At 60.3% G+C, this 25,440-nt stretch carries 22 protein-coding genes; 12 read left to right on the top strand and 10 right to left on the bottom strand.

Annotated features, from left to right (window positions below):
* Positions 1-130: 130 nt before the first annotated feature.
* Positions 131-1,624 (bottom strand): NarK family nitrate/nitrite MFS transporter, encoded by a 1,494-nt coding sequence (locus tag IQ265_RS05380; protein WP_194051341.1) that lies wholly within the window; start codon positions 1,622-1,624, stop codon positions 131-133.
* A 456-nt stretch (positions 1,625-2,080) separates the two neighbouring features.
* Between IQ265_RS05380 and IQ265_RS05375 the strand changes: the two genes are divergently transcribed.
* The 4 genes from IQ265_RS05375 (at position 2,081) to IQ265_RS05360 (ending at position 4,559) form a co-directional block, all read left to right on the top strand.
* Positions 2,081-2,281 (top strand): hypothetical protein, encoded by a 201-nt coding sequence (locus tag IQ265_RS05375; protein ID WP_194051339.1) that lies wholly within the window; start codon positions 2,081-2,083, stop codon positions 2,279-2,281.
* A gap of 211 nt (positions 2,282-2,492) precedes the next feature.
* Complete coding sequence (locus IQ265_RS05370; protein ID WP_194051337.1) at positions 2,493-3,230, top strand: hypothetical protein; 738 nt, start codon at positions 2,493-2,495, stop codon at positions 3,228-3,230.
* A gap of 3 nt (positions 3,231-3,233) precedes the next feature.
* Positions 3,234-3,683, top strand: a complete 450-nt coding sequence (locus IQ265_RS05365) for a hypothetical protein (protein WP_194051336.1) — start codon at positions 3,234-3,236, stop codon at positions 3,681-3,683.
* Between the two features lie 84 nt (positions 3,684-3,767).
* On the top strand, positions 3,768-4,559 hold the full coding sequence (locus tag IQ265_RS05360; protein WP_194051334.1) for an MOSC domain-containing protein: 792 nt from the start codon (positions 3,768-3,770) through the stop codon (positions 4,557-4,559).
* Positions 4,560-4,613: 54 nt separating this feature from the next.
* Here IQ265_RS05360 and IQ265_RS05355 read toward each other — a convergent pair whose 3' ends face one another.
* From IQ265_RS05355 to IQ265_RS29825, 6 genes are all read right to left on the bottom strand, one after another.
* Positions 4,614-5,432 (bottom strand): queuosine precursor transporter, encoded by an 819-nt coding sequence (locus tag IQ265_RS05355; protein ID WP_194051332.1) that lies wholly within the window; start codon positions 5,430-5,432, stop codon positions 4,614-4,616.
* A 71-nt stretch (positions 5,433-5,503) separates the two neighbouring features.
* Positions 5,504-6,505 carry a methionyl-tRNA formyltransferase gene (gene fmt, locus IQ265_RS05350; protein WP_194051330.1) on the bottom strand — a complete coding sequence of 334 codons (1,002 nt, stop codon included), beginning with the start codon at positions 6,503-6,505 and terminating at the stop codon, positions 5,504-5,506.
* A 19-nt stretch (positions 6,506-6,524) separates the two neighbouring features.
* Positions 6,525-7,577 carry an OmpA family protein gene (locus IQ265_RS05345; protein ID WP_194051328.1) on the bottom strand — a complete coding sequence of 351 codons (1,053 nt, stop codon included), beginning with the start codon at positions 7,575-7,577 and terminating at the stop codon, positions 6,525-6,527.
* Between the two features lie 61 nt (positions 7,578-7,638).
* Positions 7,639-9,057, bottom strand: coding sequence for a DUF4335 domain-containing protein (locus tag IQ265_RS05340; RefSeq protein WP_194051326.1), 1,419 nt, complete (start codon positions 9,055-9,057; stop codon positions 7,639-7,641).
* The gene (locus tag IQ265_RS05335) at positions 9,054-9,659 is read right to left on the bottom strand and encodes a DUF3038 domain-containing protein (RefSeq protein ID WP_194051324.1); all 606 of its coding nucleotides are present in this window, start codon (positions 9,657-9,659) and stop codon (positions 9,054-9,056) included. The genes IQ265_RS05340 and IQ265_RS05335 overlap by 4 nt, the downstream gene beginning before the upstream one ends.
* A gap of 165 nt (positions 9,660-9,824) precedes the next feature.
* Entirely contained in the window at positions 9,825-12,344 is a 2,520-nt protein-coding gene (locus tag IQ265_RS29825) for an IMS domain-containing protein (RefSeq protein WP_194051322.1), read from the bottom strand.
* Between the two features lie 986 nt (positions 12,345-13,330).
* Between IQ265_RS29825 and pdhA the strand changes: the two genes are divergently transcribed.
* From pdhA to IQ265_RS05295, 7 genes are all read left to right on the top strand, one after another.
* Positions 13,331-14,359, top strand: coding sequence for a pyruvate dehydrogenase (acetyl-transferring) E1 component subunit alpha (pdhA, locus tag IQ265_RS05325; RefSeq protein ID WP_194051320.1), 1,029 nt, complete (start codon positions 13,331-13,333; stop codon positions 14,357-14,359).
* Positions 14,360-14,554: 195 nt separating this feature from the next.
* Positions 14,555-15,538 (top strand): alpha-ketoacid dehydrogenase subunit beta, encoded by a 984-nt coding sequence (locus tag IQ265_RS05320; protein WP_194051318.1) that lies wholly within the window; start codon positions 14,555-14,557, stop codon positions 15,536-15,538.
* A 103-nt stretch (positions 15,539-15,641) separates the two neighbouring features.
* Positions 15,642-17,072 (top strand): protein translocase subunit SecD, encoded by a 1,431-nt coding sequence (gene secD, locus IQ265_RS05315; RefSeq protein WP_194051316.1) that lies wholly within the window; start codon positions 15,642-15,644, stop codon positions 17,070-17,072.
* Between the two features lie 8 nt (positions 17,073-17,080).
* A complete protein-coding gene (secF, locus tag IQ265_RS05310) occupies positions 17,081-18,052 on the top strand; it encodes a protein translocase subunit SecF (protein WP_194051314.1) in 972 nt (323 codons plus the stop codon).
* 11 nt (positions 18,053-18,063) lie between these two features.
* Entirely contained in the window at positions 18,064-18,435 is a 372-nt protein-coding gene (locus tag IQ265_RS05305; protein ID WP_194051312.1) for a hypothetical protein, read from the top strand.
* A 218-nt stretch (positions 18,436-18,653) separates the two neighbouring features.
* Entirely contained in the window at positions 18,654-19,835 is a 1,182-nt protein-coding gene (gene sat / locus IQ265_RS05300) for a sulfate adenylyltransferase (protein WP_194051310.1), read from the top strand.
* Between the two features lie 34 nt (positions 19,836-19,869).
* The gene (locus tag IQ265_RS05295) at positions 19,870-22,197 is read left to right on the top strand and encodes a caspase family protein (protein ID WP_194051308.1); all 2,328 of its coding nucleotides are present in this window, start codon (positions 19,870-19,872) and stop codon (positions 22,195-22,197) included.
* Between the two features lie 20 nt (positions 22,198-22,217).
* On the opposite strand, the gene IQ265_RS05290 is transcribed toward IQ265_RS05295, so the two are convergent.
* Positions 22,218-22,772: a hypothetical protein gene (locus IQ265_RS05290; RefSeq protein WP_194051306.1), complete on the bottom strand. Its 555-nt coding sequence runs from the start codon at positions 22,770-22,772 to the stop codon at positions 22,218-22,220.
* A gap of 98 nt (positions 22,773-22,870) precedes the next feature.
* Between IQ265_RS05290 and IQ265_RS05285 the strand changes: the two genes are divergently transcribed.
* Positions 22,871-24,145: a cyclic nucleotide-binding domain-containing protein gene (locus IQ265_RS05285; protein ID WP_194051304.1), complete on the top strand. Its 1,275-nt coding sequence runs from the start codon at positions 22,871-22,873 to the stop codon at positions 24,143-24,145.
* Between the two features lie 203 nt (positions 24,146-24,348).
* Here the strand turns inward: IQ265_RS05285 and IQ265_RS05280 are convergent, their stop codons facing one another.
* The gene (locus IQ265_RS05280; RefSeq protein WP_194051302.1) at positions 24,349-24,624 is read right to left on the bottom strand and encodes a hypothetical protein; all 276 of its coding nucleotides are present in this window, start codon (positions 24,622-24,624) and stop codon (positions 24,349-24,351) included.
* A gap of 171 nt (positions 24,625-24,795) precedes the next feature.
* Positions 24,796-25,287 carry a TIGR00725 family protein gene (locus IQ265_RS05275; RefSeq protein WP_194051300.1) on the bottom strand — a complete coding sequence of 164 codons (492 nt, stop codon included), beginning with the start codon at positions 25,285-25,287 and terminating at the stop codon, positions 24,796-24,798.
* Positions 25,288-25,440: the final 153 nt, after the last annotated feature.

The following is a 25,440-nucleotide window of genomic DNA, read 5'->3' as shown; positions in this document are numbered from 1 at the left end:
GGCACCATCGCCGTATTTGACATAAGGAGTAGGTAGGAGGCGGTTGGGTAGGGGCGTAGCATGCTACGCCCCTACGGGGTGCGAGGTTTAGCGCAGGGTTTTAGAGCGCGCAGATGGGGACGGAGCTGTCCTAGCGATCGCCCCGCACCGGCACCGCTGAGGGCACCTGCACCCCTTGCTCGGCGTGGGATCCGACGACTTCCTTTAGGGTGAAGGCATTCAAAAAGGCGACGATCAGCGCTACACAGCCCAGCATTTGAAAGAATAGCTTGTCGCCTGCTACGCCCTGAGGCAAAAGGCTGTACACCGTCAGGTAGACCACCGCACCGACGTTGCCGTAGGCCCCCACATTGCCCGCAATCTGCCCGGTAATACGCGGCTTGACCAGGGGCACAATGGCGTAGGTGGCTCCCTCGGCGGCCATCACAAAGAACGACGCCACCATCGTCATCAGCACCACAAACAAGATCGGAATGCCCTGGCCAAACATGCTGAATAGCAGGTAGCCAAACCCAGTGCCCGCGATAGTTATCACCAGGGTGAGCTTGCGGCTGCCCAGTTTATCGGAGAGCAACCCGCCGCCCGGACGCGCCACCAGGTTCATAAAGGCGTACATGCCCGCTACTGCACCAGCGACGGCGGCGGTGAGGCCAAAGCCGCGCTCGAAGTAGGTGGGCAACATCGACACTACCGCCAGCTCGGAGCCAAAGCAGGCCACGTAGGCCATCTCCAGGTTAAAAACTTGCGAAAAGCGGTAGCGATCGCCGGGGGCGTAGCGCTTCTGGCCCGTCATCAGAGGCTTGTTGGCCTGCCAGGTGCTGTAGGCCTGAAACAGGTAGAGGCCCACCAGCAACACCCCAATAATCGCCAGAGTCTGCATCGTGATGAACTCAACCTTGGTCAAGCGCCAGGCAATCACCCCCAAGGCTCCCACCAGGGGAATGTTGGTGGCCAGCAAAAGCCAGAAGTCGCGCTGGCTGGTCACTTCCATGCCCGCACTGCTGGGGGGTCGCTGGTAGACCTTGCCTGGGGGCGTATCGGTGACGCTGAAGTAGTAGATGACGCCGTAGCAGGCGGCGGCAAGGCCGGTGAGGGCGATCGCCAGTCGCCAGTTGACCTGGCCAGCGCTTAAAAAGCCCAGGGCCGCTGCGATTGAGGGCAGGGTAAAGGCCGCTCCCGCCGAGCCAAAATTGCCCCAGCCGCCGTAGATGCCTTCGGCCAGGCCAATTTCGTTGTCGTCAAACCATTCGGCCACCATGCGAATGCCAACCACAAAGCCGCAGCCGACAATGCTCAGCGCCAGGCGCGAGTAGACCATCTGCTCAAAGTTTTGGGCCATAGCAAAGGCCAGACAGGGAATCGCCGCATAGATCAGCAGGCAGGAGTAGGTGATGCGCGGCCCAAAGCGATCGAGCACCATGCCAATGATGATGCGGGCGGGCACCGTTAGCGCTACGTTGCAGATGGCGATGGTGCGCATTTGCGGATCGCTCAGCCCCAGGTCGGCCTTAATGGCCGTAGTCAGCGGAGCAAAGTTGAACCAAACCACAAACGATAGGAAGAACGCGAACCACGTCATATGCAGGATTCTATACCTGCCGCGAAACGACCATATTCCAGCCATAGTCATCAACTCCAAATAAACCCAAAACTTTGAAAGAGGTGTACAGCTTCGCCAAAATCCGAGGCGACGACGGTGCGCCCCCTTCGGTAGCTCAGCTTTAACGACTCAAAACCTATAAAAACAAGCTTGCTATAGATGAAAAGGCCAGTCAGCCGAATTCAACTCAACGAAAATTTTGATGCCGCTAAACCCTAACGGGACAGCTTATGTCGCATTCAAAAGGCATGAACTGCAAATAAGCTCTATCTACGGGTCAAGCTTACGGGTGGCGACCCGAGTGCTTTGTGTACGTGCTTACAAAAGTTTTTTCTCTATGGTTTTTATGCGTCATGGTGATGCGCTTCCTGCAACATTGCCATGGCGAAAAGCAGAGGAATTTTAAGTCTTTGGAAGATTTCTGTATCTCATGCTACAGAATGAGTAGAATGGAAGGAGGCTATTTCACCCTAACCCTCCATGAAACTTCAATCCCCTGGTGCCGCGATCGCCCTTCACCGCCTAGAGCTGCTGGCTACCGTCGCCGCTGTTTTTGCCGCTGCTATTTTTGTCGGTGCCGCCACTACCCTGGTTGCGATCGGGCAGGCTGAAACCTCCTCCCAGGGGACTGTTATGCCCAGCGAAGCGGTGCTTTGGCAAAGCCTGGGCCACAAAGAGTAGTCTGGGACGGCGCTTTAATGTCTTTTCAAGCCTCCAACCTCCGCGAGCCCGCGGCCTCAAAAACTGCGGGCTCATGACTACATAGCTACAGGCACCCGCTAAACGCCATCAGATTTTGGTATAAAAAACAACTAACGAACGGTCAATGGCGGGCCTCGGGTAATCGCTGTAAAATCTCGATCTGAGAGCTATTTTGGGATCGATGATAGCTATGCGAGGACCCATCGGCAAACTAATCGTTGGCCTTGGTGTTGCCCTGGCGGTGGGAGCGCTACCCGCCCAGGCCCAGGAGTCACAAGTTTCAGATGCTCAAGTTGCGGCCCTGGTCGAGGCGCTGCGTCAGGCCGCACCGCAGACGGGCCGCACCGATGACGGGCTCTACAGCGACTGGCAGATCATGCCTGCAAACATTCCCCGGTGGTCGAGGTCGTGCCTTGGTCGAGAGCTTTCACCGACTGAGTTTGAGGCTAGCCCAGACGTTGCCCGCTCGGTGGTGATCTGTGTGATGCGGGATGTACTGCAGGATGAGTATGGCGCTAGCGGCAACAATGAGATGCTGGCGGTGCGCAGGTCTGCGGCCTGGTGGATGCGGGGCGACTCGTCTCAATACAACAGTGCTGAAATTGCAGATTACGTTCAAAAAGTCGCAGATGCCTACGCGCAGCAGGGAACCGCGACAGCAGCGGCTCCGTCTCAAACCGCTCCGTCTCAAGCCGCTCCGCCTGCGCAGCAACCGCCCCAGTCATCGGAGTTCGATCGCTACATGGCGGCTGGGTATGAGGCAACCCAACAGCGCGACTATGAGACTGCGCTGCTCTATTTTCAGCGGGCCTTAGACGAACGCCCCAACAATACCTACGCTCAGCAGGCCATCCAAAACGTTGAGCAGTACCGCACGGGCACGTCTGAAGATGCGTCTGGCAGTCAGTCTCAACCCAATTCTCAGTAGCCTATGAAACCTTTGCTGGTCAGTTTAGTCGCCGTTATGTCTGCCGTTGGCGCGTCTAGCGCGCTGGCTCAATCTACCGAGGTGGATTGGGTTGAGATTAGGCGCAATGCGGTGGGCGATCGCTTTTTGGTAGAGCGCAACTCCATTGAACTGCGCGATGGAGCGGTTTGGTATTGGGAACATCGCGATTTTCCGCAGCCGAACAACGCCTTTATTGGCGTTGAGCTAGAACGCCCGGTCTACGGTGCCACGCTGTATCGCTCGGTCGACTGTGTGGGCAGTGTTGCCCGGCTCAGACAAATTATTGCCCGCGACCAGGATCAACAGGTGATTCGGCGTATCAACTATGGCGATGCGGGGCCGTTGTCGCAACCGCAGTCTGGCAGTAGCGCCGCCGCCGTCCTGAGATTTGTCTGTGAGCAAGCCCAGGTAGCACCCGCTGAGTCTCAATGATGTTTAATTGACTTAAACGTAACCCACAACACGCCATCACCAGGAGCGATTGTGTTGAATGGGGGCACCAGTGGGAGCAATGGCATGACTGCAGTAGGCGTGATCGAGAGCCTTTGGCGCTACCCCGTCAAAAGCATGGGCGGTGAACAGCTCGACGAAGTATTTGTGGCCTTTGCCGGGGTGATGGGCGATCGCCTCTACGGGTTGATTAACGACAAAGGCAACCCAGCTTTTCCCTGGCACACGGCTCGCGAGCAGGAAGATTTATTGCAGTACAAACCGCGATATAAGCACCACAGCGTTACGCTCAAGCCTGAACAACTGGAAGCCGCGCAGCGTTTAGGGCCTGGAATCAATCCTCTCTATCCTGATGCAGAACAGTTTGCGGTTGAGGTCGCAACCCCGGACGGGCAGATTTTCGACCTGAGCAGTGAGGCGTTTATGGCCCACCTGAAAACAGTAACCCAGAGTGATGGTTTGACGCTCCACTTTACTCAAAGAAGCCAGTATGACTGTCGTCCGCTTTCCCTTTTCTCGCGGCAAACCTGCGATCAGCTCAGCGAAGAGCTAGAGATGGACATTGACAAGCGCCGGTTTAGAGCTAACTTTTACGTCACCTGGAATGACGAAAAACCACCCCTCTATGAGCAAGACCTGGTTGGCCGTCGCTTGAAGATAGGCGATCGCCTGGAGATCAGCGTTCTAGAGCGTGACCCCAGATGTAAAGTCATCACCTTAGACCCAGATACATCAGAGGCCAACCCTAAAATTATCAAACACGTTGCCCAAGCGCACGAGGGCTACGCAGGGGTATATGGAGCCGTACTGGTTGAAGGTACAGTCAAAGTAGGTGACTCGGTAGCGCTGGTAAACTAACGACTCAGCTAATTTTTGATTCATGCCTGTGTTCAGCCAACGCTCAGCGATCGGTTAGGTTTGCCCTCGGCTGCCCAGGCGAGGGCGCTTCGGCTTTGGGACAGGCGACTCTAGCCCCAGATAGCTCGACAGCCAAAACACGCAGAGGTAAAACGGCCCCGTATCGAGCAGGGCCGCCACTAGCTTAAACACATAGCCATAGCCAATAAAGCGAATTAGCTGGGGCCACAGTTCCTGCCCCGCCTCGATGGGCAGCGCCCCGGCCAAAAAGTGGGTAATTAGCACAACGGCGGTGGTATCGACCAGCTGGCTAATTAGGGTCGAGCCGTTGTTGCGCAGCCACAGGTGCTTGCCGTTGGTCAACTCTTTCCAAAAGTGAAACAGGTAGACATCGACAAACTGAGCCGCCATGTAGGCCAGCATTGAGGCGGTTACAGCCCCAAAGGTGAGGTTGCGAATTTCAAAAAATACTGGCAGTCGCCCAGCGGCGTCTCGGGCAATTTCGCCAGTGGCGGGGTCAAGGGTTTCAAACCCCGGCAACAGACCGCCCACCCAAACGATAAAGAGCACCCAGGCGTTGAGCAGTAGCCCTACCCACACGACCTGGTTGGCCTTTTGCTTGCCGTAGAGTTCTGAGATCAGGTCGGTGCAGAGAAAGGTCAGCGGGTAGGGCAGCACCCCTACCGCGACCGTGACGGCAAAACTGCCCCAGGTAAACACGTTGACAAACCGGCTGATGCCGAGAATGTTGAGCATGCCCAGGGTGCCAAGAAATAGCCCCGACAGCACTAAAAACACTACATCGCGGCGATTTTGCAAATATTCTGGCACCGGACCGTAGGTTGCCGCAGTCGCTGAAGGCTCTGCTTTCATCGCTGGAAGTTCTCTCTGCGGAAGGATTGACCAAACTACCCCAGCTTACCAACTGAATTCGTAGCTGGCTCCTAGCCAAGCAATTCTTCTACCTGCAGTCGGCTGCCGTTGACAAAATCGGCCCCCGCTTGGGCCTGCTTGCCGCTGGGCTTAACCTGGCGCAGCAGCAGCAGCCCGTCGCCGGTCTGTACCACGGGGCCCTGGCTCTTGAGCAGGCTCACAATGGTGCCGGGAGGAGAACTCTGCTGGGCGGCTTCAGCGGCAATGCCTGCTACGGCATCCCGCAGGGCCACTAGCTCCGAGGGCAGCTCTGCCCAGTAGGGTTCGTCCAGCGGTGCGGTGGCCATTACCTTGAGCGGCTGCCCCCGCAGCGTCGTGACGCAGTTGGGGTAAAAGCCGCGCACCTGGTTGTGGAGCGCGATCGCCGCTTTTCCCCAGTCCAGTTCAAAATCTTTTTTTTGAATCAGCGGCGCGTAGGTGGCCTGGGCATCATTTTGCGGTTCTGGTTTGAGGGTACCGGCCTGCAGACCGTGCAGGGTCTCTACCAGCAGGTCGGCGCACTGCTGCGCCAGGGTCGCCGCCACCTCCCCGGCGGTGTCTAGCAGGCCAATGGGCAGGTGCGACTTGAGCAGCATATCGCCGGTATCCATGCCCAGGTTCATTTGCATGGTGGTCATGCCGGTGGCGCGATCGCCGTTGACAATACACCACTGAATGGGGGCCGCTCCGCGATAGGCGGGCAGCAGCGAGCCGTGGCCGTTGATGCAGCCGAGGCGAGGCATATCGAGAATGCGCGCCGAGAGCAGCTGCCCGTAGGCCACCACCACAAAAGCATCGGCCCCGATCGCCTCCAGGGCGGTGAGGGTAGCCTCGTCTTTTTTAATTCGGTTGGGCTGCAGCACGGGCCGATCGCCGGCCGCCTGCTTTACGGGGGAGGCATCGACCTGCTTGCCCCGGCCTCGACGGCGATCGGGCTGGGTGACCACGGCAGCCACCTCAAAGCCCGGCTCGGCCAGCAGTCGCTGGAGGCTGGGCACCGCAAACTGAGGTGTACCAAAAAACACAAGGCGCATAGGTTATCTACCGGGCAACTTATCTACTGGGGACAATGCCAATTTCGACTCGCTGGTTGCGCGACTGGTCAGCGCTGGTAGTGGTGGCCAGCGGACGGGTGCTGCCGTAGCCCACCGCTACCCAGCGGCTGCCGTTGCCCTCTAGCTGCGGGGCCAGATGCTGCTGCACTGCCAGAGACTGCTGCAGGGTCAGCTGACTGGCGGGTTCAGGGGCGGTAGCGCCGGTATGGCTGCCCACCAGCAGAGTGGCGGCACCATAGCGACTCAGGTCAGACACAATCGCATCGAGTAGCTGCTGGCCGGGGGCGGTGAGAATGCTGCTGCCCGGCTCAAACAGCAGGGCGCTGGGCAACACCACGCGATCGCGCACTAGGGGAAAGCGCGGCTCCTGGTAAGGCGTTAGGGCCACAGGCTCAGCGGCAGGGGGCGGTGGCTCGGCAGCGGTCGGTGGTTCGGTCGCAGGTGGCGCTGCCGGGGCCTCAGCCGCCGCGTTGTCAGCGTTGAGGCGTTGATCAAGGCGCTGAAAACGAGCTTCAATGCCGCCGGTAGAAGGCAAGTCTAGAGTGGTTTCCAGTGCTTTCAGGCGGGTGTTGAGGTTAGATATGTCCTGGCTCAGGGTGTTGAGGTCTGTCGCGATGCGATCGCGATCGTTCACGGGCGGCCGTTCGGCGGCAGTAGCGTCTGACCCAGAATCTTCAGCGGCTAGCCCCACGACCCTGTCACCCCGCCACCACTGGGGCAGCTGCTGCAGTTTGCGCAGGGTTTGACTGCTGTGGCGCAGGGCTACTTCCGTCAGCGGCGGCTCTGCGCTACGGGCCGGAAACGTCTGAGCCACCAGCATGCCGACTATCCAACCAAAGCTAACTCCGACCCCCAGCATGAGTAGGCGCACCACCAAAGTCCACAGAGCGTGTAGCCCAGACCCCAAACCCGATCGGGGCCTGGTAGCGGAATCTGCTGCAGCCGGGGTGACCGGCAGTGGTGCAACCGGCGCTGGGGAAACCGGATTAGAACCTCCCGCCGACGGTGTTTTGTTTGAGGTCGGGGGCGGCAGATCGGGAGAATCGGCCATGGTGTAGTTAGGCTCAAAACATCGGCTAGCGGCGCTGAGTCAAATCGGAGATGGATCTAGCTCACTGGGGCCAGCCATCCCACGGGCTGACCTGCAACACGCCGCCCTCAGTGAACACTACCTGAAAGTCAGCCTGATTGCGATCGCTATCGGGGGCCGTGACCAGACCGGGCAGCGGCGTTTCTTCAACCAGCAGGCCAGCGGCAGCGTTGATTGGCTCGTAGCCCACCACCTCGCCCGCCTCGCTCAAACGCACCCGATATCGCAGGTCTTCGCTGGCCGACAGCGGCTCTAGCTCAGCCAAAATGTCGTCATAGAGGGCGCTATTGAGGGCGCGAATGCGATCGCCAGCGGTGATTTTGTTCTCCAGGGTAGGCAGCTCTGTCGCTGCCGTTGCGGTTGTCGCCGTCGCTGCCTCAGAAGGGGAATTGGTAGGCTCGACCACCACCTCTCCAGCGGGCGTAAAGGTGGCCAAAAACTGGGCTACCTGCTCACGCACTGGCTCCGCTGCATTCACAGGCACAAAGGTGAGCTGAGGCAGCGGAGTATTGTCGACCTCGGCCAGGGCCAGGTCATTTTCGTACTTGTAACCCAAGACGTCGCCGTCCTCTGAAACCACCATACGATAAACCAGATCGCCACTGGGGCGCGGGGCATCGGCCCAGGCTTCCTGTAGGCGACGGGTCACATCCGACTGCAGCAGGGCCAAGGTAGCGGCATCAGTAATGGCTGGGGCTGTCTCCAGGCGATCTAGACTCCCTGCCGCTGCTGCGTCATCTGCAGGTTCAGCAGAGGAGTCATCGGTGGATGGGTCACCAGCGGCGTCGGGGGGAGCGGTCTCTAAAGGATTGGTGCTCGACTCAGCCGGAGGGGCCGACTCAGATTCGGGGCGAGTCGGCTCAAACTCGGGCGGGGGCACAAAGAATAGGGCCAGGCCAGCCGCCACCAGGGTCGCTGCGCCCAGAGCCGCTGGGGCGGCTCGCTTGGCCATCGGTTCGGTGGGCTGCACCAGCCGCCGCGACACGGCCTGAAACCGAGCCGTCAGGTCAGGCAGGGTTTGGGTGTCGGCCAGAAGCTGATCGACCGCTTCCATCAGGTCGTAGAACTGCACCGTGGTGAGCTTAATGTCCAGGGGAGGCTGAGCATTAATGTCACTTAGGGGTTCGCCCAGGGGCTGCTGATGCACAATCAGGTGGTGGTAGGTGCTCTCACCCGGCTTGATTTCTACAATAGGAGGAGTCGTCGCCCGGTCTGGGTAGGGCACGCCGCTGAGCAACTGCTGCCCGTAGCGGCTAACAGCGGCCACCAAGCTGTCTAAAAACTCGCGCCCGCCGGCCAGGGTGGCATCGGTGGCACCGGGCAGATGGCACTCGGCATTCATGAGCACCGCCAGGGGCGAGAGGGGGTCGTTGGCGTCGGCGCTCAGCCCCTCCAAAACCAGATTGCAGTGGGGCAGGGTGTATTGCCGCTGAACGGTCATGATACTTCTCCGTCAAACAGGCTACTCCAGAGCCGCTGGGGGCCAAGCACCCCAGAGCACAGCAGCAGTTGTTGCAAAAGCTGCACCGCTAGCTCGTCGAGCTTTTCGTCGGTGCTGTAGGCAATTACCCCCGCCCGGCGAGGGTTCATGCGAGCCCGAAAGTGGCTGCGAAAGCGGCTTAGATAATCGGCCAGGCGAAAGTGGTGCTCCGGCGAGAGCTGCCTGTCGGCCAGCTGCTGATAGCCCACCAGAAGTTGGCGCACCAGCACCGTTAGCCGCCGTGCCAGGGTGCAAATGATGACTACTAGAGCCTTAGCCTCTTCAATCTGAAGTGGGCGGCGCTGGCTGTAGCGCCGCATGGGGTTGGTGCCCCGCAGCAGCCACAGGTGCACTCGGTTCTTCACCAAACCCTCCAAAGCAAGCTCGCGGGAGATCGCTAGCATGGCCTCGCCGCCGCCCAGATCGAGCGCTTCGATCGCCAACAGCAGCAGATCGAGCTGAATGCGCGCCCGACGTGGGCACTCATCGTTGGGCAGCCCTGGATGGGCAAGGGTGTCAAGCACCAGGGGGGGCTGGGGAGCAGGCGGGCTATTGACTGGCATTCAGCTTTGAGGTTAGTACGAACAGCATTCTATCAAAACACAGTTAGGCCCCGCCCGTCCGGAGGGATTGCCGAACAATGGCCTTAACCGTGGGCGTCTATGGTAATTCATCCAGCGGCAGGGGAACCAACTACCCACCTACCCATCCACGCACTACCCACCCACCTAGTTTGTATCCGCCAGCTTATTCATTCCCTTTACAAACCACTTGCCGTCCTGGCGCACGAGGTCGTACTGCATTCTGAGGGTGTCGTCATAGGCGGCGCTGGTATTTTCAACGCCAAACTCAAATAGCCGCGCTTTCTCAGATACAACGGCCACCGCCTGGAGTTGGTCGGCGGTCGGGTCGTCGGGGGTAACCGACTCTACCTCAACGTTGTGCTCGTACTCCCAGTACCAGCTTTCGGCGGCGGCGGCATCGGCGCGGCGAGTCCACTGGGTCAGCACCGGCTCTAGCAGAATGTCATCAAGGCGATCGCCCTGGTAGTCTTTGCCCAGCGCCTGCCGTTTGATCTCCAGCCATTCGTTGATCACCCGACCGGCCATATCGTTAACGCCGATTTCAGTGGGGGCGGGCGTCGCTTCAGGAATTTCAAAGGCAGGCTGGTCAACGCGAATGGCCAGGGGTTGACCCGAGATTCTAGGCCCGCTAAAGGCCGACGTGACCCAGCTTAGCGCTCGCATGGTGCCAAAGCCCAAAATGCCAACGCCGACAATGCCTGCAGCCCCCACCAGGGCGAGTCGTCCCCAGCGCGGGGCAGCACGGCGATCGCGCGTCGGGGCTACTATGTCGGGAAAGGCTTGTTGGCCTGGGGGTAGGGCGGCATCGGCGGCGGCGATCGCCGCCGCGCGCTTTTCCCGTTTTCCCCGTGGGGGCGGCTCCGATCTAGGGCTCTGGGTTTCGCGATCGCCCGCTGCCGTCATTTTCCCCTCGGGCGAGAGCTGGGCTACCCGCTCTGCCACCGAGAGATCGTCCTGTCCATCCTCGCGAAGATCAAAGCCAGCGGTACTGGGGTCAGCCAACTCACCGGTCGGGTCGCCAGTCGGGTTGGCCGTTTCAGCCCAGGGATCAGGCTGGGCTGGGCGGCGGCGACCGTTGCGGGTGCCGTTGCGGGCCGGGTCTGGGGTTGGAGTCGAGTAGGGGCCGTKGCCGTTGCTGCCGTAGCCGCGATCGGTTGGCGCGGCCGGGGGGGCCCCGCGACGGGTCGGGGTGACGGGCATGGTGGGAGCCCCAATGGGCAACGACCCCTCAATGGTTGGAAACTGGCCGGTGGAAAACTGGGTCGCAGCGCCCTGGCCCGAGGTCGAAAACTGGGCTGATGATCCCTGCGCCCCCGCCTGGGCCCAGCGCGGCTCCGTGGCACCGGGGCTGGAGGGCATAGTCTCTAGGTAGGCCTGCACCTGGGCATCGGCAAAATAGTCCTTGAGGGTGGCCTCCTGGTCTTTGAAGTCGCGAAAGTGGGGAAACAGCTCGTCCTTGAGCCAGCGCTCAGCGTAGAGGCACAGCCCCGGCAGCAGGTCGGGCGACTGGCGCGAGTGCTCCCGAATGTAGGCCAGCGGCTCGTACTCCTGGCTCAGTTCCAGGGCGCGGTTGGCCTCTTCGGTCTGGCCCAGCAGCAGGGCGCAAACGGCCTGCTCCAGGTGGACGTCTTGCTGACCGCCCAGACGCAACAGCAGCTGCTTGGCTCGGCGTACCAGGGCGGGCTGGTGGCGGGCAAACCCTCGGGCTAGCAGGGCATACACCGTCAGATAGGTGGCCACGGGGGAAGGGCGGCGGGACTCGTGCTCGAATAGCTCCTGCTGTTCTGAGGCGGTGAGGTAGTCGCGCAGCTGTTGGATAAACCGCAGAAAGTCGTCGATCGCCAGCCCCGAGAGATCGTCCTCACTGCCCTCAATGCCGCCCCGATCTTCGAGCATGGCCTTGAGCAGCTTGAGCCCCTGACGGCGCTCGCGGGTTTGGTCGAGGGGACGGGCCAGCAGCTCCAAAATTCGGTAGGGCCGCAGCTTGTACAGCTCGGTTTGAATTTCGGCTCGAATAGCCGGAAAGTGGTTGCCCCGAGCCAGCAGCTCGTGCCCCGTTTGCAGCGACTCGGCCGCAATTTCGTACTGGCGCTGCTGCCACTGCTCGCGGCCCAGTTCCAGGCAGGCCAGAGCCAGGGTGAGCACAACGTCGTCCTGAGCGGGGGCGGGGCTGGCCATACCGCCGCTGGCGTAGGGGTTGCTGAGCTGGGGCTGGCCTAGCTGGAGCACCTGCTCGTATTCTCCCAGCTCCAGCAGGATCAGCAGCGCTCCCACCAGCTGGTCGGAATCAATTTCAATTTTGGAACTCTGGGCCTCGCTGCCGCCGGGTTCGGTCGCCAGCGACCTGAGGGCCGCCTCCCCTACGTCAGCGCTCACCTCCAGGCCCGGAATACGCCCCTCGGCGAGAGGGGCTGGCCCCATGTCGCCCATATCGACGGTGTAGGCACTGGCTAAAAACTTGCTGTCGTAGTCGCGGCGGCGATCGCGGTCAGACAGCACGGCGTAGGCCTCGTCAATCAGCTGTTTGCGAGCTTCAATGGCGGCGGCCGAAAATTCGCGTCGGGGTAGCTGCAGGCCGCGATCGCGGTGGGCCTGGGCTAGCTGGTTGGCAGTCGCCTGAATCGGTAACCCCAGAATTCGGTAGTAGTCTAACGGAATTTGCACAGCTCACGTCCCCAACAGCGAATTCACTCGAAATAGTATCCAAAAAGATTTATTGCGGACTGCTCAACCCGCTGAATTTTTAACCGCCATCGGAGGCCAAAACCCATATTTCTAACCCTAGTGAGCCAACCCTACAATCCTGAAGCTGCCCCCTTGCCCTGCTGACTGGCCCTACATCAGAGCCAGTTTGCGACCGATGCCCGGTCGATGTCTTACCCCTGGCGATTGTCCCCCTGGCAATTGCCGATAAGAACGTGGGGAAATAGCTACACCCTACCGCGTTTACTCCAATACCAAACCAAAAGTGAAGTTTATAACACATGTCTGCCCTTGCCGTCAGAGGTAGCCGCTAGCCTTGACTCGACCAGACGTATAGATACCCGCCGCTGCAATGCCTGCATGGAGGCGATCGCCGCAATTTTCCCAATAAACTGTCTTGATGCCCAAAGCCTGGGGCCTATCAATACATAAAGATCAATACAAACGATTGAGATCCTGGCAGTGCATTACTGTGCGAATGCCCCTAGAACAATCCCTGGCTCTAGGCCTGACAGACACTAGTACTTGACCCGTTTAATTTGAACAGACCCTAGCCTATTTTTTGAGTCGGGCGCGGCCATGCTGATAGCATCAGGACTTGAGCCAGAATTGATGACACGCCCTAGGTTTTGCAGCCCAGATTTCTTAAAGATTAAATGAAAGTCCTGGCTCTGTTCCCCGGCAGGGTGTGTGTGTGCCGACAGTATTGACTGAGGGTGTCAAATGGGGCCAGATTTAGCCGCTAGATGGGGCAAATCTGAGGATGACCTGGGGTATAGCCTCTGGGCTTCGTCTTGGGGTACCACTCCTTAGCAGCGCCGAGCACCGTTACCGGGCGACCCACTCGGTATGATGAAAAGCGTATCTTGGCCTGCCCCCTGCCCAGGGTGGATACTTTTCGGTATAGTCAAATGTTGGACATCGCGGCGTAGGACCCAGCAAAATCCATGGTTCAAGAACGGACGTTACCCCAATTTCAGGCTCCCCCGGCCCAGATCTCCCCTGAGGAAGGGCTGGTGCTCTACGAAGACATGATTCTGGGGCGCTTCTTTGAAGATAAGTGCGCCGAGATGTACTATCGGGGCAAAATGTTCGGTTTTGTGCACCTCTACAACGGCCAGGAGGCCGTCTCTAGCGGCGTGATCAAATCGCTGCGCTCCGATGACTACGTGTGCAGTACCTACCGCGACCACGTCCACGCCCTCAGCGCTGGGGTGCCCGCTAAAAACGTGATGGCCGAGCTGTTCGGCAAAGAGACCGGCTGCAGCAAAGGTCGGGGCGGCTCGATGCACTTGTTTTCGAGCGAGCACAACCTGCTGGGGGGCTTTGCCTTTATCGGCGAAGGCATTCCGGTTGCCCTGGGGGCCGCGTTTCAGTCGCGCTACCGCCGCGACGCTCTGGGCGATGCCAGTGCCGACCAGGTGACCGCCTGTTTCTTTGGCGATGGCACCAGCAACAACGGTCAGTTTTTTGAATGCCTGAATATGGCGGCTTTGTGGAAGCTGCCGATCTTATTTGTGGTGGAAAACAACAAGTGGGCGATCGGCATGGCCCACGAGCGAGCCACCTCCCAGCCCGAGATCTATAAGAAAGCCTCGGTGTTTGGCATGCCCGGCATTGAGGTCGACGGCATGGATGTAATGGCTGTACGGGCCGTTGCTCAGGAAGCCGTGGCCCGCGCCCGCGCTGGCGAAGGCCCAACCCTGATTGAAGCGCTCACCTACCGCTTCCGTGGCCACTCGCTGGCCGACCCCGACGAGCTGCGATCGAAAGCCGAAAAAGAGGCCTGGCTGGCCCGCGACCCGATCAAGCGATTTGAGGCCTACCTGGTTGAGCACAACCTGGCCGAGGAAGGGACGCTCAAGGAAGTGCGCGATCGCATTCAAACCCGCATCGATGACGCCCTCACCTTCGCCGAAGACAGCCCCGAACCCAGCCCCGACGACCTCTACAAGTACATCTTCGCTGAGGATTGATCCCAAACTGGCGACCCCAAACTGGGGAAGAGTTTGAAAAATAGCCAGTTGCGTGGTGGGCAGTGCCCACCCTACGGGGCTCTGGAAACGGTGCATTGCGGCACAGCATTGGCACGATCGCCGAAGTCGTTGGCCGCTCGCCCACCCATCCACCCGCCCACTCACCTACCCATCCACCCACTAAACATCCCAACAATGGCAGAAACCCTTTTATTCAACGCCCTCCGCGAGGCCATCGATGAGGAGATGGGCCGCGACGACACTGTATTTGTGCTGGGCGAAGACGTTGGCGTCTACGGCGGTTCCTACAAAGTCACCAAAGACCTGTACAACAAGTACGGCGAGCTGCGCGTGCTCGACACCCCGATCGCCGAAAACAGCTTTACCGGTATGGCCGTAGGGGCGGCGATGACCGGCCTGCGCCCGATCATTGAGGGCATGAACATGGGCTTTTTGCTGCTGGCCTTTAACCAAATTGCCAACAACGCCGGTATGCTGCGCTATACCTCCGGCGGCAACTTCAAAATTCCGATGGTGATTCGGGGGCCGGGGGGCGTGGGTCGTCAGCTGGGGGCCGAGCACTCCCAGCGGCTGGAGGCCTACTTTCAGGCAGTGCCGGGGCTCAAGATCGTCGCCTGCTCCACCCCCTACAACGCCAAGGGGCTGCTCAAGGCCGCCATTCGCGACGACAACCCGGTGCTGTTTTTTGAGCACGTGCTGCTCTACAACCTCAAAGAAGACCTGCCCAACCACGAGTACGTGGTGCCGCTTGATAAGGCCGAAATAGTGCGCTCCGGCAAAGACGTCACTATTCTCACCTACTCCCGCATGCGCCACCACGTCATGCAGGCGGTCAAGGGGCTAGAGAAAAAGGGGCTCGACCCGGAGGTGATTGATTTAATCTCCCTCAAGCCGCTCGATTTTGACACCATTGGCCAGTCGATTAAAAAGACCCACCGCGTGATTATCGTGGAGGAGTGTATGAAAACTGGCGGCATTGGCGCTGAAATTATTGCCTCCATCAACGATCGCTACTTCGACGAGCTCGATGCTCCGGTGGTGCGGCTGTCTTCCCAAGACATACCCACCCCCTACAACGGTAAGCTAGAGACACTGACCATTGTGCAGCCCAAGCAAATTGAGGCCGCCGTCGAAAACATGGTCGCCCTCAAGGTCTAGGGGTAGGTCTCAATCTGAACCCAAAACCCTGTAGGGTGGGCACCGCCCGCCACCGTCTCCGGGGAAAATCTTCCCACTTCGTACCCACACCGCAGCACCCGCAATGGCAAAATATCGAGCTTGGCTAGGGGTTATTTTGGCGCTCACCATCGCCGCCGTGGTGGTAATCACCCAAATTCCCACCCGCTTGGGGCTAGACCTGCGCGGCGGATCTCAGCTCACCATTCAGGTGCAGCCCACCGCAGCCATCCCCACGATCTCCGAACGAGATATGGAGGTGGTGCAAAGTGTCGTAGAAGGCCGGGTCAACGGCCTGGGCGTGTCGGAGGCGGTGGTGCAGCAGTTGAGCAACAACCAGCTGCTGGTACAGCTGCCCGGCGTCAGCGACCCCGAACAGGCGGAGCGGGTGCTGGGGGGCACGGCTCAGCTAGAGTTTCGCGCCCAGCGAGCCGGTACCGATCAGCAGCTGGCGATCGAAAATCAGGTGCTGCAAGGTCATTTAGGCGAGCTGGCCGCCCTCCAGTCCAGCCTGCCCGAGGGGGCAACCGAGCCTGAAACCCAGGCCCGCATTGAGCGGCTCCAGGCCGATATCAGGGCCAGCGAAGCCGCCATCGCCAACCTGTTTGAGCCAAGCACACTAGGTGGCGACCAGCTCACGGATGCGATCGCCGGTACCGACAGTGCCGGTCGCTGGGTCGTCTCTATTCGCTTCAATAACGAGGGCGGCAACCAGTTTGCCGAGCTGACGAAGGCGATCGCCGGTACAGGCCGCACCATCGGCATCTTCCTCGATAACCGACTGCTCAGTGCCCCCACGGTCAACGTCCAGTACGCCGAAACCGGCATTACCGGAGGCGGTGCAGAGATTTCGGGCAGCTTTACCGCCGAGTCGGCCAACGAGTTGGCAATTCAGCTGCGCGGCGGTGCCCTGCCCCTGCCGGTAGAGGTAGTTGAAAACCGCACCGTTGGCCCCACCCTGGGGCGCGACAGCATTCAGCGCAGCCTCTATGCGGGCCTGGCCGGGCTGGCCCTGGTGCTGGTGTTTATGGCGGTCTACTACCGTCTGCCCGGCATCCTGGCCGACGTGGCCCTCATTATCTACGCGCTGCTCACCTGGGCCGCCTTTAACCTGTTGGGAGTCACCCTGACGCTGCCGGGCATTGCCGGGTTTATTCTCAGCATTGGCATGGCGGTAGATGCCAATGTGCTGATCTTTGAGCGCACCCGCGAGGAGCTGAGATCAGACAAAACCCTCTACCGCTCTGTTGAATCGGGGTTTTTCCGCGCCTTTTCGAGCATCTTAGATGGCAACGTCACCACCCTAATTTCCTGCCTGGCGCTGTTTTACTTTGGCGCTGGTCTAGTCAAGGGGTTTGCCCTCACCCTGGGTATTGGCGTGCTCATCAGCATGTTTACGGCGCTGACCTGCACCCGTACCCTGATGTTCCTGGCGATTAGCCTGCCCCAGTTTCGGCGGCCCAACCTGTTCTGCCCCGGCCTAAACACCGCTCGCCCCAACCCCGTTCGCCCCTAGGAGTGCCCATGAAGCTCAACATTATTCAGCAGCGCGGTCTGTGGTGGGCCATTTCGGGGGCTTTGGTGCTGGCTAGCCTGGTGGCCATGGCGATCTCGTGGCAGCAGTTCGGTGCGCCCCTCAAACCGGGGCTTGACTTCGCTGGTGGTACCCGACTACAGGTGACCCGTGCTTGCACGACAACCGATAGCTGCAGTGAAGCCATTGATCTCGCGCAAGTCAGGCAGGTGCTGGGGCAGCAGGGGCTCGACTCTAGCAGCCTTCAGGTATTGGGCGACGAACAGCAGGTGCTCTCCATTCGCACCCGCACCCTGGATGTGGACGAGCGCACCACCCTGCAAAATGCCCTAGATGAGGCGATTGGTCCCTTCGACGCCAACTCTACCCAGATCGACTCGGTGGGGCCTGTGATTGGTAAGCAGCTGCTGGTGTCGGGGCTGCTGGCCCTGCTGGTGTCCTTCGCCGGTATTGTGGCCTACCTCAGCCTGCGCTTTAAGCTTGACTACGCGCTGCTGGCGATTCTGGCCCTGGCCCACGATGTCATTATTACCGCCGGGGTGTTTGCCATTTTGGGGCTGGTGCTGGGGGTCGAAGTCGACAGCCTATTTATCGTTTCGCTGCTGACTATTGTGGGTTTCTCAGTCAACGACACAGTGGTCATCTACGATCGCGTCCGCGAAAACCTCAAGCTCAGCCCCGGCAGCCACATCAACGAGGTGGTCGACAGCGCCGTTAACCAAACCCTGGGCCGCTCAATCAACACCTCGCTGACCACAATTCTGCCCCTGGTTGCCATCTTTATTTTTGGCGGCCAAACCCTGAAGTACTTTGCGCTGGCGCTCATTGTGGGCTTTTTGGCGGGGTCTTACTCCAGTATTTTTGTGGCCAGTTCGCTGCTGGCTCTATGGCGTGAGCGCACGGGCCAGGCCTACGATGGCGACCCCGACGAGTCTGCTCCCCCGCCCGCAACCCAAAGCTAAAGGAATCGGCCATGGGCATCCCCAGCTATCCTGCGCCCCTAGAGCGCCTGCGGGCGATCATGCTGCGCCGCTGGTGGCTGGTAAGCGGCTTGCTGTGGCTGACAGTGGCCCCGCTCAGCCTGTGGAGCCTGAGGCCCGAGATTGCTCAGCTGCGGCAGTACTTTACCTGGGCGACGGTGCGGCTGGGTTTGGCCTACAACCGCCCGGCCGCCCTGGGGCTGGGGCTGTGCGTGGGGCTGACGGTAGCCCTGCTGGTGGCCGAGAGCCGCTATATGTTGTGGGGCATGACTACGGCTGAGCGGCAGCGGCTGGAGCGATTGCGCGATCGCATCGCCGCCCAGGGGCCTTCGCACCCTCTGTGGAAGCAGATCTATCACGATTGATCACAACTCTGGCCTAGAGGTTAAGGGGCTGCGGCGATCGGCTGCCTCTTGCTTGGATGACATCGGTGCCAAGATGTAATTTCATAGAACAAGACGGTTAACCCCGATTCCCCAGCGGAAAACCGGGGTTCCCGTCCTGCTCAGAACCTGGTCTTTAAGGACTCGTCTGAACCAGTTTCTCCCTTATCCCATTTTCAGCAGAAGGCAGCGGTATCTCAATGACTCTACAGAAAGACGGAATTGCCCCCCACGGCGGCACCCTAGTCGATCGCCAGGCAACGCCCGACCAAAAAGCTCAGTTCCTAGACAAAGCTGACACCCTGCCACGGGTGAGTCTCGATGAGCGGGCCTTTTCGGACCTGGTGATGATTGCCATCGGTGGATTTAGCCCCCTGAACGGCTTCATGAACAAGGCCGATTACGACACTGTAGTGACCGACATGCGCTTGGCCAATGGGCTGCCCTGGGCGATTCCGGTGACGCTGTCGGTCAGTGAAGCGATCGCCGCCCCCCTGCAGGAGGGCAGCCTGGTGCGCCTGGATGACCCCAGCGGTCGCTTTGTGGGCGTGCTGGAGCTGGAAGAAAAATACACCTACGACAAAACCCGCGAAGCCGTTAACGTCTACCGCACCGATGATGAAAACCACCCCGGCGTCAGGGTGGTCTACGACCAGGGTGCGGTGAACCTGGCTGGCCCCGTGTGGCTGCTGCAGCGCGATCCCCATCCCCTGTTCCCTACCTACCAGATTGACCCGGCGGCTTCGCGGGCCATGTTCCGCGATCGCAACTGGAAGACTGTCGTTGGCTTTCAAACCCGCAACCCCATTCACCGCGCCCACGAGTACATTCAAAAATGTGCTCTAGAGACTGTCGACGGGCTGTTTCTGCACCCGCTGGTGGGGGCCACCAAGTCGGACGATATTCCTGCCGACGTGCGCATGCGCTGCTACGAAATTATGGTCGAGCACTACTTCCCGCAGGATCGGGTGATTCTTGCGATCAATCCCTCCGCAATGCGGTACGCTGGGCCTAGGGAAGCGATATTCCACGCGCTGATCCGCAAGAACTACGGCTGCACCCACTTTATTGTGGGCCGTGACCACGCTGGGGTGGGCGACTACTACGGCACCTACGACGCTCAATATATCTTTGATGAGTTTGAGCCGACGGAGTTGGGCATTGTGCCAATGAAGTTTGAGCACGCCTTTTACTGCACCCGCACCGGGGGCATGGCGACCTCTAAGACCAGCCCCAGTACCAAAGACGAGCGGATTCACCTGTCAGGTACCAAAGTGCGTGAGATGCTGCGCCGAGGTGAACTACCCCCGCCCGAATTTTCTCGACCCGAGGTGGCGGCAGAGTTGGCCAAGGCTATGCGGGTTCCCGAGGCCATTGGCTAAGGTCAACGCTACCAACTAGGATGCAATCAACTCGGTGACACTGAAACGACGGGCGTTTTTGCAGCGAACAGGTCTGGCCCTGGGGGCGCTGGGTTTAAGTGGAACGGCGCTGCTGGCCAGCTCTAGCCAGTATCAGCAGGCGCTGGCCAAACCTGCTCGGCGCAGGCTGGCCCTGCTGATTGGCATCAACGCCTACCCCGATCGCGCCCTTGACCCTGGCGTAGCCCAAGACATTGCCCTCAAGGGCTGCATTACCGACGTAGAGCTACAGCGGCAGCTGCTGGTGCACCGCTTTGGTTTTCAGCCTGGTGATGTGGTAACGCTAACCAACCAGGACGCCACCCGCGACAGCATTCTAACCGCCATTGACGAACACTTGGTGCAGCAGGCTCGCTCGGACGACGTAGTGCTGCTGCACTTTAGCGGCTACGGGAGCCAGGTGCGGGTGGCGGGCATTGAGGCCGCTGCTAACAACGCTGTCGATACTGTCGGAGCAATGGGGGCAGAGGAGGTCGCCGTTCAGGAGGGTTTTCAGGCCGCCTGGGTCACCGTAGACAGTCGCCTGCCCAGCGAAGGCAACCCGGCCCTAGGCGATCTGCTTGAGGCCGAGATCATCGCTCGGCTGGCCCCCTTAGCCACCGCCAATCTCACCACCGTCATCGACGCTGGCAGTCAGGATGTGGGCTACCTGCGCTGGGGCAATGCTCGGGTCAGGTCGCGCCCTACCGTGCCCACCGGCTTGGTACCGTCGACGGTAGCGTCTGCCCTTGACCTCGCCGCACCCTGGCCAGGACTGGTGCTGCGGGCAGCTCAGGTGGGACGACTGGTGCTGGAGAGCCACTGGGATAGCTTTAGCGCCGGGGTGTTTACCTACGCCCTGACCCAAAGCCTATGGGAAGCCGAACCTGACCCTACCAGCCAGCTTTTGCTGCAGCGCACCGGGCAGCGACTGCAGCGGTGGGTAGGAGCCGACCAGCAGCCCAATCTTAGCGATCGCCTGCCGCCGCGCGGCGGCCCGGCCGCCTACAACCTGGCTCCCCAGCTACCGCCGGCGGCGGGGGTTGTGTTGCCCGGCGGCGACAGCCGACCCCTGACGGCATGGCTAGGGGGCGTTCCCCCCCAGGTGCTGCGCTACCTGCAGCCCGGCACTCGTCTGGTAGCCGAGCTGGATCAGGAGCGGTTGGTGCCGCTGGGGTTAGAATCGCGTACAGGCCTAAAAGCCCTGGTTAGACTCCTTGAGGACGACCTTGAAGACACAGAGGCGTTGCCCCCCTCGGCCCTGGCCCGACGGCCAATCTTTGAGCAGGTGCGACGTCTGCCCCAAAATATTGATTTGGTTGTGGCCCTCGACAGCCAGCTCAAGCGGGTAGAACGGGTTGATGCCACCAGCGCCCTGGCCGGGATTCCGCTGGTTTCGTCGGTAACGGCGGGTGAAAAGGCCGCCGACTGCCTGTTTGGCCGCCTGCCGATTGGGCCAACCTCCACCCTGACGGCCGCGCTGCCGGGGGGGACAGAAACGCTGCCGGGATCGGGGGGCGATGCTCGGGGAGCTTCCCAGGGAGGAGAACGCCCCGCCGAGAGCAGCTACGGGCTATTTGCGCCTAACCGCACCCTGCTGCCGGGCACCATGCTGTCCCGCGACGAAGCGGTCAAAACAGCGGTCAATCGATTGACCCCCACCCTCAAAACCCTGCTGGCCCTCAAGCTGGTGCGGCTGACCGAAAACCACGCCGCTTCTCAGGTGGGGGCGGCGGCGGTACTGGAGGCCGTGCAGCCTAAGCCCAAGCCCCTGCTAGTGCAGACGACCGAGCGCAGCCGTACCCTAACCTGGCCGGTGACTATTCGACAGGCTCAGAAGGCGGCTGTCACCGACCCCATTATGCTGCCCCGCGACTGCCGCATTAGTTACCACCTGGCCAATACCTCAACCCAGCCCCTGCACTTGCTCTGGATTAGCTTTGACAGCCGAGGCGAATGCACAGCGCTGATGACCCTTCCCGATGCGATCGCTGAGGATGGCGCAGAGGTACCCCCAGTAGCGACGCCGCTGGATCCAGGCCAAATATTTACCTTTCCCGCCGATGGAGCTGGCTGGGCCATGCCGGGGGCGGCTGTTTGGGTAGAGGCCCATATTATTTTTAGTACGCAACCCCTAGAGCGGTGTCTGGCGGCGTTGGGCAACAACCCACCCTCTTTGGCCACAGGCTTTCGTCCCGTGCGTCAGCCGCTGCGGCTGGCCCAGGCGCTACTGCAGGATCTCAGCGCCAGCACTGACGCTGACAGCAAGTCTGCCGCCAACGACTACTACGCCCTGCACCACGATCGCTGGGCCACTCTAAGCTTCCGCTACGACATTGCTTAGCCAGCATAGTTTGGCCAAACCTAGGCAATCAGCAGCCCGATGCCGCCGCCCACGGCCAGCCCGACCAGGGCGGTGATAACCAAAAGGAAGCTGGTTTTACCGCCCTTATTGCGGCGCAGCAGGCGATCGCCCAGGGTGGCCGTAGCTAAACTGCACAGCACCGCCAGCCCCACTGCCAGCAGGCTGTAGAGCATGATCTCTGCTATCGCTCGACCGAGGGTGAGGTCGTCGAGGTTGTCGGTGCCCAGGTGGTTGAGGGCAATGGAGAGCGCTGCGGCCAGAGCGGTGCCGCCGGCAATGCTGCCCAGCACCAGCAGGTTGGCGGTGAGCCAGCGAAATCGCTGTAGAGCCGCTGGGCCAGCCAGAGCCACGCTCTGAACGACAGCACCGATTGCTGCACCGAGCCACACCCAGGGACCGGCCAGGGCGGTCAAAATCATTCCGGCGGTGGTGTAGAGTAGCCCGCACAGCAGCCACAGCCCGACAATAGGGCGGCGTGAGGCGCGGCCGGAAGGACGCGATCGCGGCTGGCGATTAGGGGTAGAGCGACGACGGCGCTGGGTCGGTGAGTTCATAGCAGACAGACCATTGACCTCTGATATCCTAGGCTCTAGTTTGCCAGGAAGCGGAGCATTGTGCAGTAACCTGGTCATAATGCCCTGTCATTTCGGTAATGAGCGTTCCTTTTACTGCGCTACTTCAAGGGTTGTTGGGTGCCTCTAGTCTGCTGGTCGGAGCGGTTTTAGGAATTGCCTGGCGACCCGCGCGATCGCTGACAGCGGCGATCATGGCCTTTGGCAGCGGCACCCTCCTCTCAGCCATTGCCTACGACATTACCCTGCCCGCCTTTCAGAGCAGCGGTTTTTTGCCGCTGGTGCTCGGGTTTGCCCTGGGCGGCACCCTGTTTACCGTCATCGTTACCTACATCGACAACCAGGGCGGCTTTATTCGCCACCCGTCGTCGTCGCGGCGCTTTCTCTACCACCACCGCCAAGACGAAGCCTCCGAGGTGCTCGATCGCATCGGTCACATTGAGATGCTCCACAGCCTCTCTCCGGCTGAAATGCAGGCCATTATTCCTTTGCTAAAGCCCCTTCAGGTTGAGCCCGGCACGGTGCTGTGTTTGGAGGGGGCTCCTGGCAACTCTATGTTCTTGATTGTGGAAGGTGAGGCCGAAATTTTTAAGGGGCCGCAGCGACTCGCCGCTCTGGGCGCGGGCGAAATGTTTGGCGAAATGGCCTTGCTGACGGGCGAGGAGCGATCGGCCACGGTGCGAGCCAAAACCCCGATGGAGCTGTACGAGCTCGACAAAACCGACTTCGACGCCATGCTCACCTACGCTCCTCAGCTCTCCAGCGGGTTGAGCCGCATTTTGGCCCGACGGCTGCGCGAAACCACCCAGTCGACCGCCAAACCCGTTCTAGTCGATGACGACCAGTGGCGGCGACAGGTGCTCGACAGCGTTGAGGTCGACATTCCCATCTCTGAGCAGCAGTTCAAAGAGCTGGCCCAGAGTTCGGCCCCGCTGGCCATTTTGATTGGCACCCTGATCGACAACATCCCTGAGGCGTTGGTGATCGGCTTTCACGCGGGCACGGGCCATACCGGCGCGTCGTTTCTGATGGCCGTATTTATCTCCAACATCCCTGAGGCTATGACCAGCTCCATTGGCATGCGCCAGGCGGGCACCTCCGCGCAGCGAATTTTGGCGCTGTGGGGTGGGGCGGTGCTGCTCAGCGGGCTGATGGCGCTGGTGGGCGGTCTGATGGTCAACGTCGCCACCGACTGGATGCTGGCGGTGGCCCAGGCGACAGCGGGGGGTGCCATTCTGGCAATGATCGCCAGCACAATGATGCCTGAAGCCTACGAAATGGGCGGCGGCTCGGTAACGTTTTCCACCATTGCCGGCTTTTTGATCAGCTTCTATCTGGCCTCAGCGGCGTTTTAATACCAGCCACACCGCCTCATCCCAAAGCTGAATGGCATAACTCGATTGCATTTGGACCAAACTGTGGGAGCCAAATGGCACCTGCCCTGCCGGATGGAGAGTCACCACGCAGGACTTGGGATCAACTGCCAAAAGAGGCCCTAAACCACGCGTGGGCTGGTCTGGGGTCTGACACTCTATCGGCTTGTCGTGCTGGCTGCTGCTTACTCTGGCGGTAGCTCTGGCGGCAGCTCTGGCGGTATAGCGTCAATCAGGTTGGCCTTAGATTGTTTGAGGTCTTTCCACAGCCGCTTAATTTCGTCGTAGGCTTCGTCGGCAGACATTTTGCCGCCGGTCTCCAGATTGCACACAAAGGAAACTCGTTGGGCAAACTCCTGCAGATTAGCGTTAAAGGCTAGCTGCTGCGGAGTAAATTCGCCCCAGTACTTGCTGCGCGGGAAGAGAAAATTTTCCTTTGGGGAGGGTTGGTTGTCTGTCATGGCACCAGCGGGTGAGGGGCGTAGCTCTAACCTTACATTAAAGAAGTTTTGGCCGATTGTCGGCGAATTGGTGGCAAAGGAGACAAGTTATGTTGTCTGCAACACCAGACCCTGCCTGGAAGTAGGCCTTTTGGGCTGATAGCGGTGAATACAACGTTCTGAGTGGTGGGTCTAGGGGGTCAGCCACTGGTTTATCTGGGCTACGGCAGCCTCAACGGTATTGGCGATCGCGATCGGCCCCGTCGCTAAGCTCTGCCACAGATCGCTGGCACCAGGGGGCATCGCCATCAAAATGACGGGCCGCCGGGCCTTGAGAGCCAGGGCAATTTCGGCGGCGGTGCCTGGCCCCAGCCCGCAAGCTACAACCACCCGACTCGACAGCACATTCACCACGTTGCGGCCGTCACCCAGCCCAGTCAGAATAGGAATGTCAACCGCCGTTGACATATCGGCTCCGTCTGCCGAGGGCAGAATGCCAACGGTTAGGCCACCAGCGGCCTGAGCCCCGCGACAGGCCGCTTCCATCACGCCCACCGCCCGCCCGCCGGTGAGTACCACCCATCCGGTAGAGGCGATCGCCTTACCAAGGGCGTAGGCTAGCTCTAGCTGGAGGGGGGTGGCCGTGGCCCCTGGCCCCATGATGCCGACAACAGTTTGAGTCATTGGGTCACAGCGTTGGGAATGTCACAGGGTCTGGCACCTCCGCAAAAAAACTTGACGATCGATCCCCACCGTCGCGGGGTGGTGTCGTTTAGATTAAGTTAACCCACAGCGAAAATTTGGGTACGGTAAACCCATTCTTGTCAGATTTGGCCG

It is taken from the genome of Nodosilinea sp. LEGE 06152, from assembly GCF_015207525.1.
GTDB lineage: Bacteria > Cyanobacteriota > Cyanobacteriia > Phormidesmidales > Phormidesmidaceae > Nodosilinea.
The sequence above is the reverse complement of the archived record's forward strand: the minus strand, read 5'-3'. Positions and strand labels throughout refer to the sequence as shown.

Excerpts from the sequence above, each read along its gene's own strand:
- IQ265_RS05360 (WP_194051334.1), top strand. The coding sequence starts at position 3,768 with ATGACTGCAGTAGGCGTGATCGAGAGCCTTTGGCGCTACCCCGTCAAA.
- IQ265_RS05380 (WP_194051341.1), bottom strand. The coding sequence starts at position 1,624 with ATGGCTGGAATATGGTCGTTTCGCGGCAGGTATAGAATCCTGCATATG.
- secD (WP_194051316.1), top strand. The coding sequence starts at position 15,642 with ATGGCAAAATATCGAGCTTGGCTAGGGGTTATTTTGGCGCTCACCATC.
- IQ265_RS05280 (WP_194051302.1), bottom strand. The coding sequence starts at position 24,624 with ATGACAGACAACCAACCCTCCCCAAAGGAAAATTTTCTCTTCCCGCGC.
- secF (WP_194051314.1), top strand. The coding sequence starts at position 17,081 with ATGAAGCTCAACATTATTCAGCAGCGCGGTCTGTGGTGGGCCATTTCG.
- IQ265_RS05375 (WP_194051339.1), top strand. The coding sequence starts at position 2,081 with ATGAAACTTCAATCCCCTGGTGCCGCGATCGCCCTTCACCGCCTAGAG.
- fmt (WP_194051330.1), bottom strand. The coding sequence starts at position 6,505 with ATGCGCCTTGTGTTTTTTGGTACACCTCAGTTTGCGGTGCCCAGCCTC.
- IQ265_RS05365 (WP_194051336.1), top strand. The coding sequence starts at position 3,234 with ATGAAACCTTTGCTGGTCAGTTTAGTCGCCGTTATGTCTGCCGTTGGC.
- IQ265_RS05345 (WP_194051328.1), bottom strand. The coding sequence starts at position 7,577 with ATGGCCGATTCTCCCGATCTGCCGCCCCCGACCTCAAACAAAACACCG.
- IQ265_RS05275 (WP_194051300.1), bottom strand. The coding sequence starts at position 25,287 with ATGACTCAAACTGTTGTCGGCATCATGGGGCCAGGGGCCACGGCCACC.
- IQ265_RS05335 (WP_194051324.1), bottom strand. The coding sequence starts at position 9,659 with ATGCCAGTCAATAGCCCGCCTGCTCCCCAGCCCCCCCTGGTGCTTGAC.
- IQ265_RS05320 (WP_194051318.1), top strand. The coding sequence starts at position 14,555 with ATGGCAGAAACCCTTTTATTCAACGCCCTCCGCGAGGCCATCGATGAG.
- IQ265_RS05355 (WP_194051332.1), bottom strand. The coding sequence starts at position 5,432 with ATGAAAGCAGAGCCTTCAGCGACTGCGGCAACCTACGGTCCGGTGCCA.
- IQ265_RS05290 (WP_194051306.1), bottom strand. The coding sequence starts at position 22,772 with ATGAACTCACCGACCCAGCGCCGTCGTCGCTCTACCCCTAATCGCCAG.
- pdhA (WP_194051320.1), top strand. The coding sequence starts at position 13,331 with ATGGTTCAAGAACGGACGTTACCCCAATTTCAGGCTCCCCCGGCCCAG.
- IQ265_RS05340 (WP_194051326.1), bottom strand. The coding sequence starts at position 9,057 with ATGACCGTTCAGCGGCAATACACCCTGCCCCACTGCAATCTGGTTTTG.
- IQ265_RS05285 (WP_194051304.1), top strand. The coding sequence starts at position 22,871 with ATGAGCGTTCCTTTTACTGCGCTACTTCAAGGGTTGTTGGGTGCCTCT.
- IQ265_RS05305 (WP_194051312.1), top strand. The coding sequence starts at position 18,064 with ATGGGCATCCCCAGCTATCCTGCGCCCCTAGAGCGCCTGCGGGCGATC.
- sat (WP_194051310.1), top strand. The coding sequence starts at position 18,654 with ATGACTCTACAGAAAGACGGAATTGCCCCCCACGGCGGCACCCTAGTC.
- IQ265_RS05370 (WP_194051337.1), top strand. The coding sequence starts at position 2,493 with ATGCGAGGACCCATCGGCAAACTAATCGTTGGCCTTGGTGTTGCCCTG.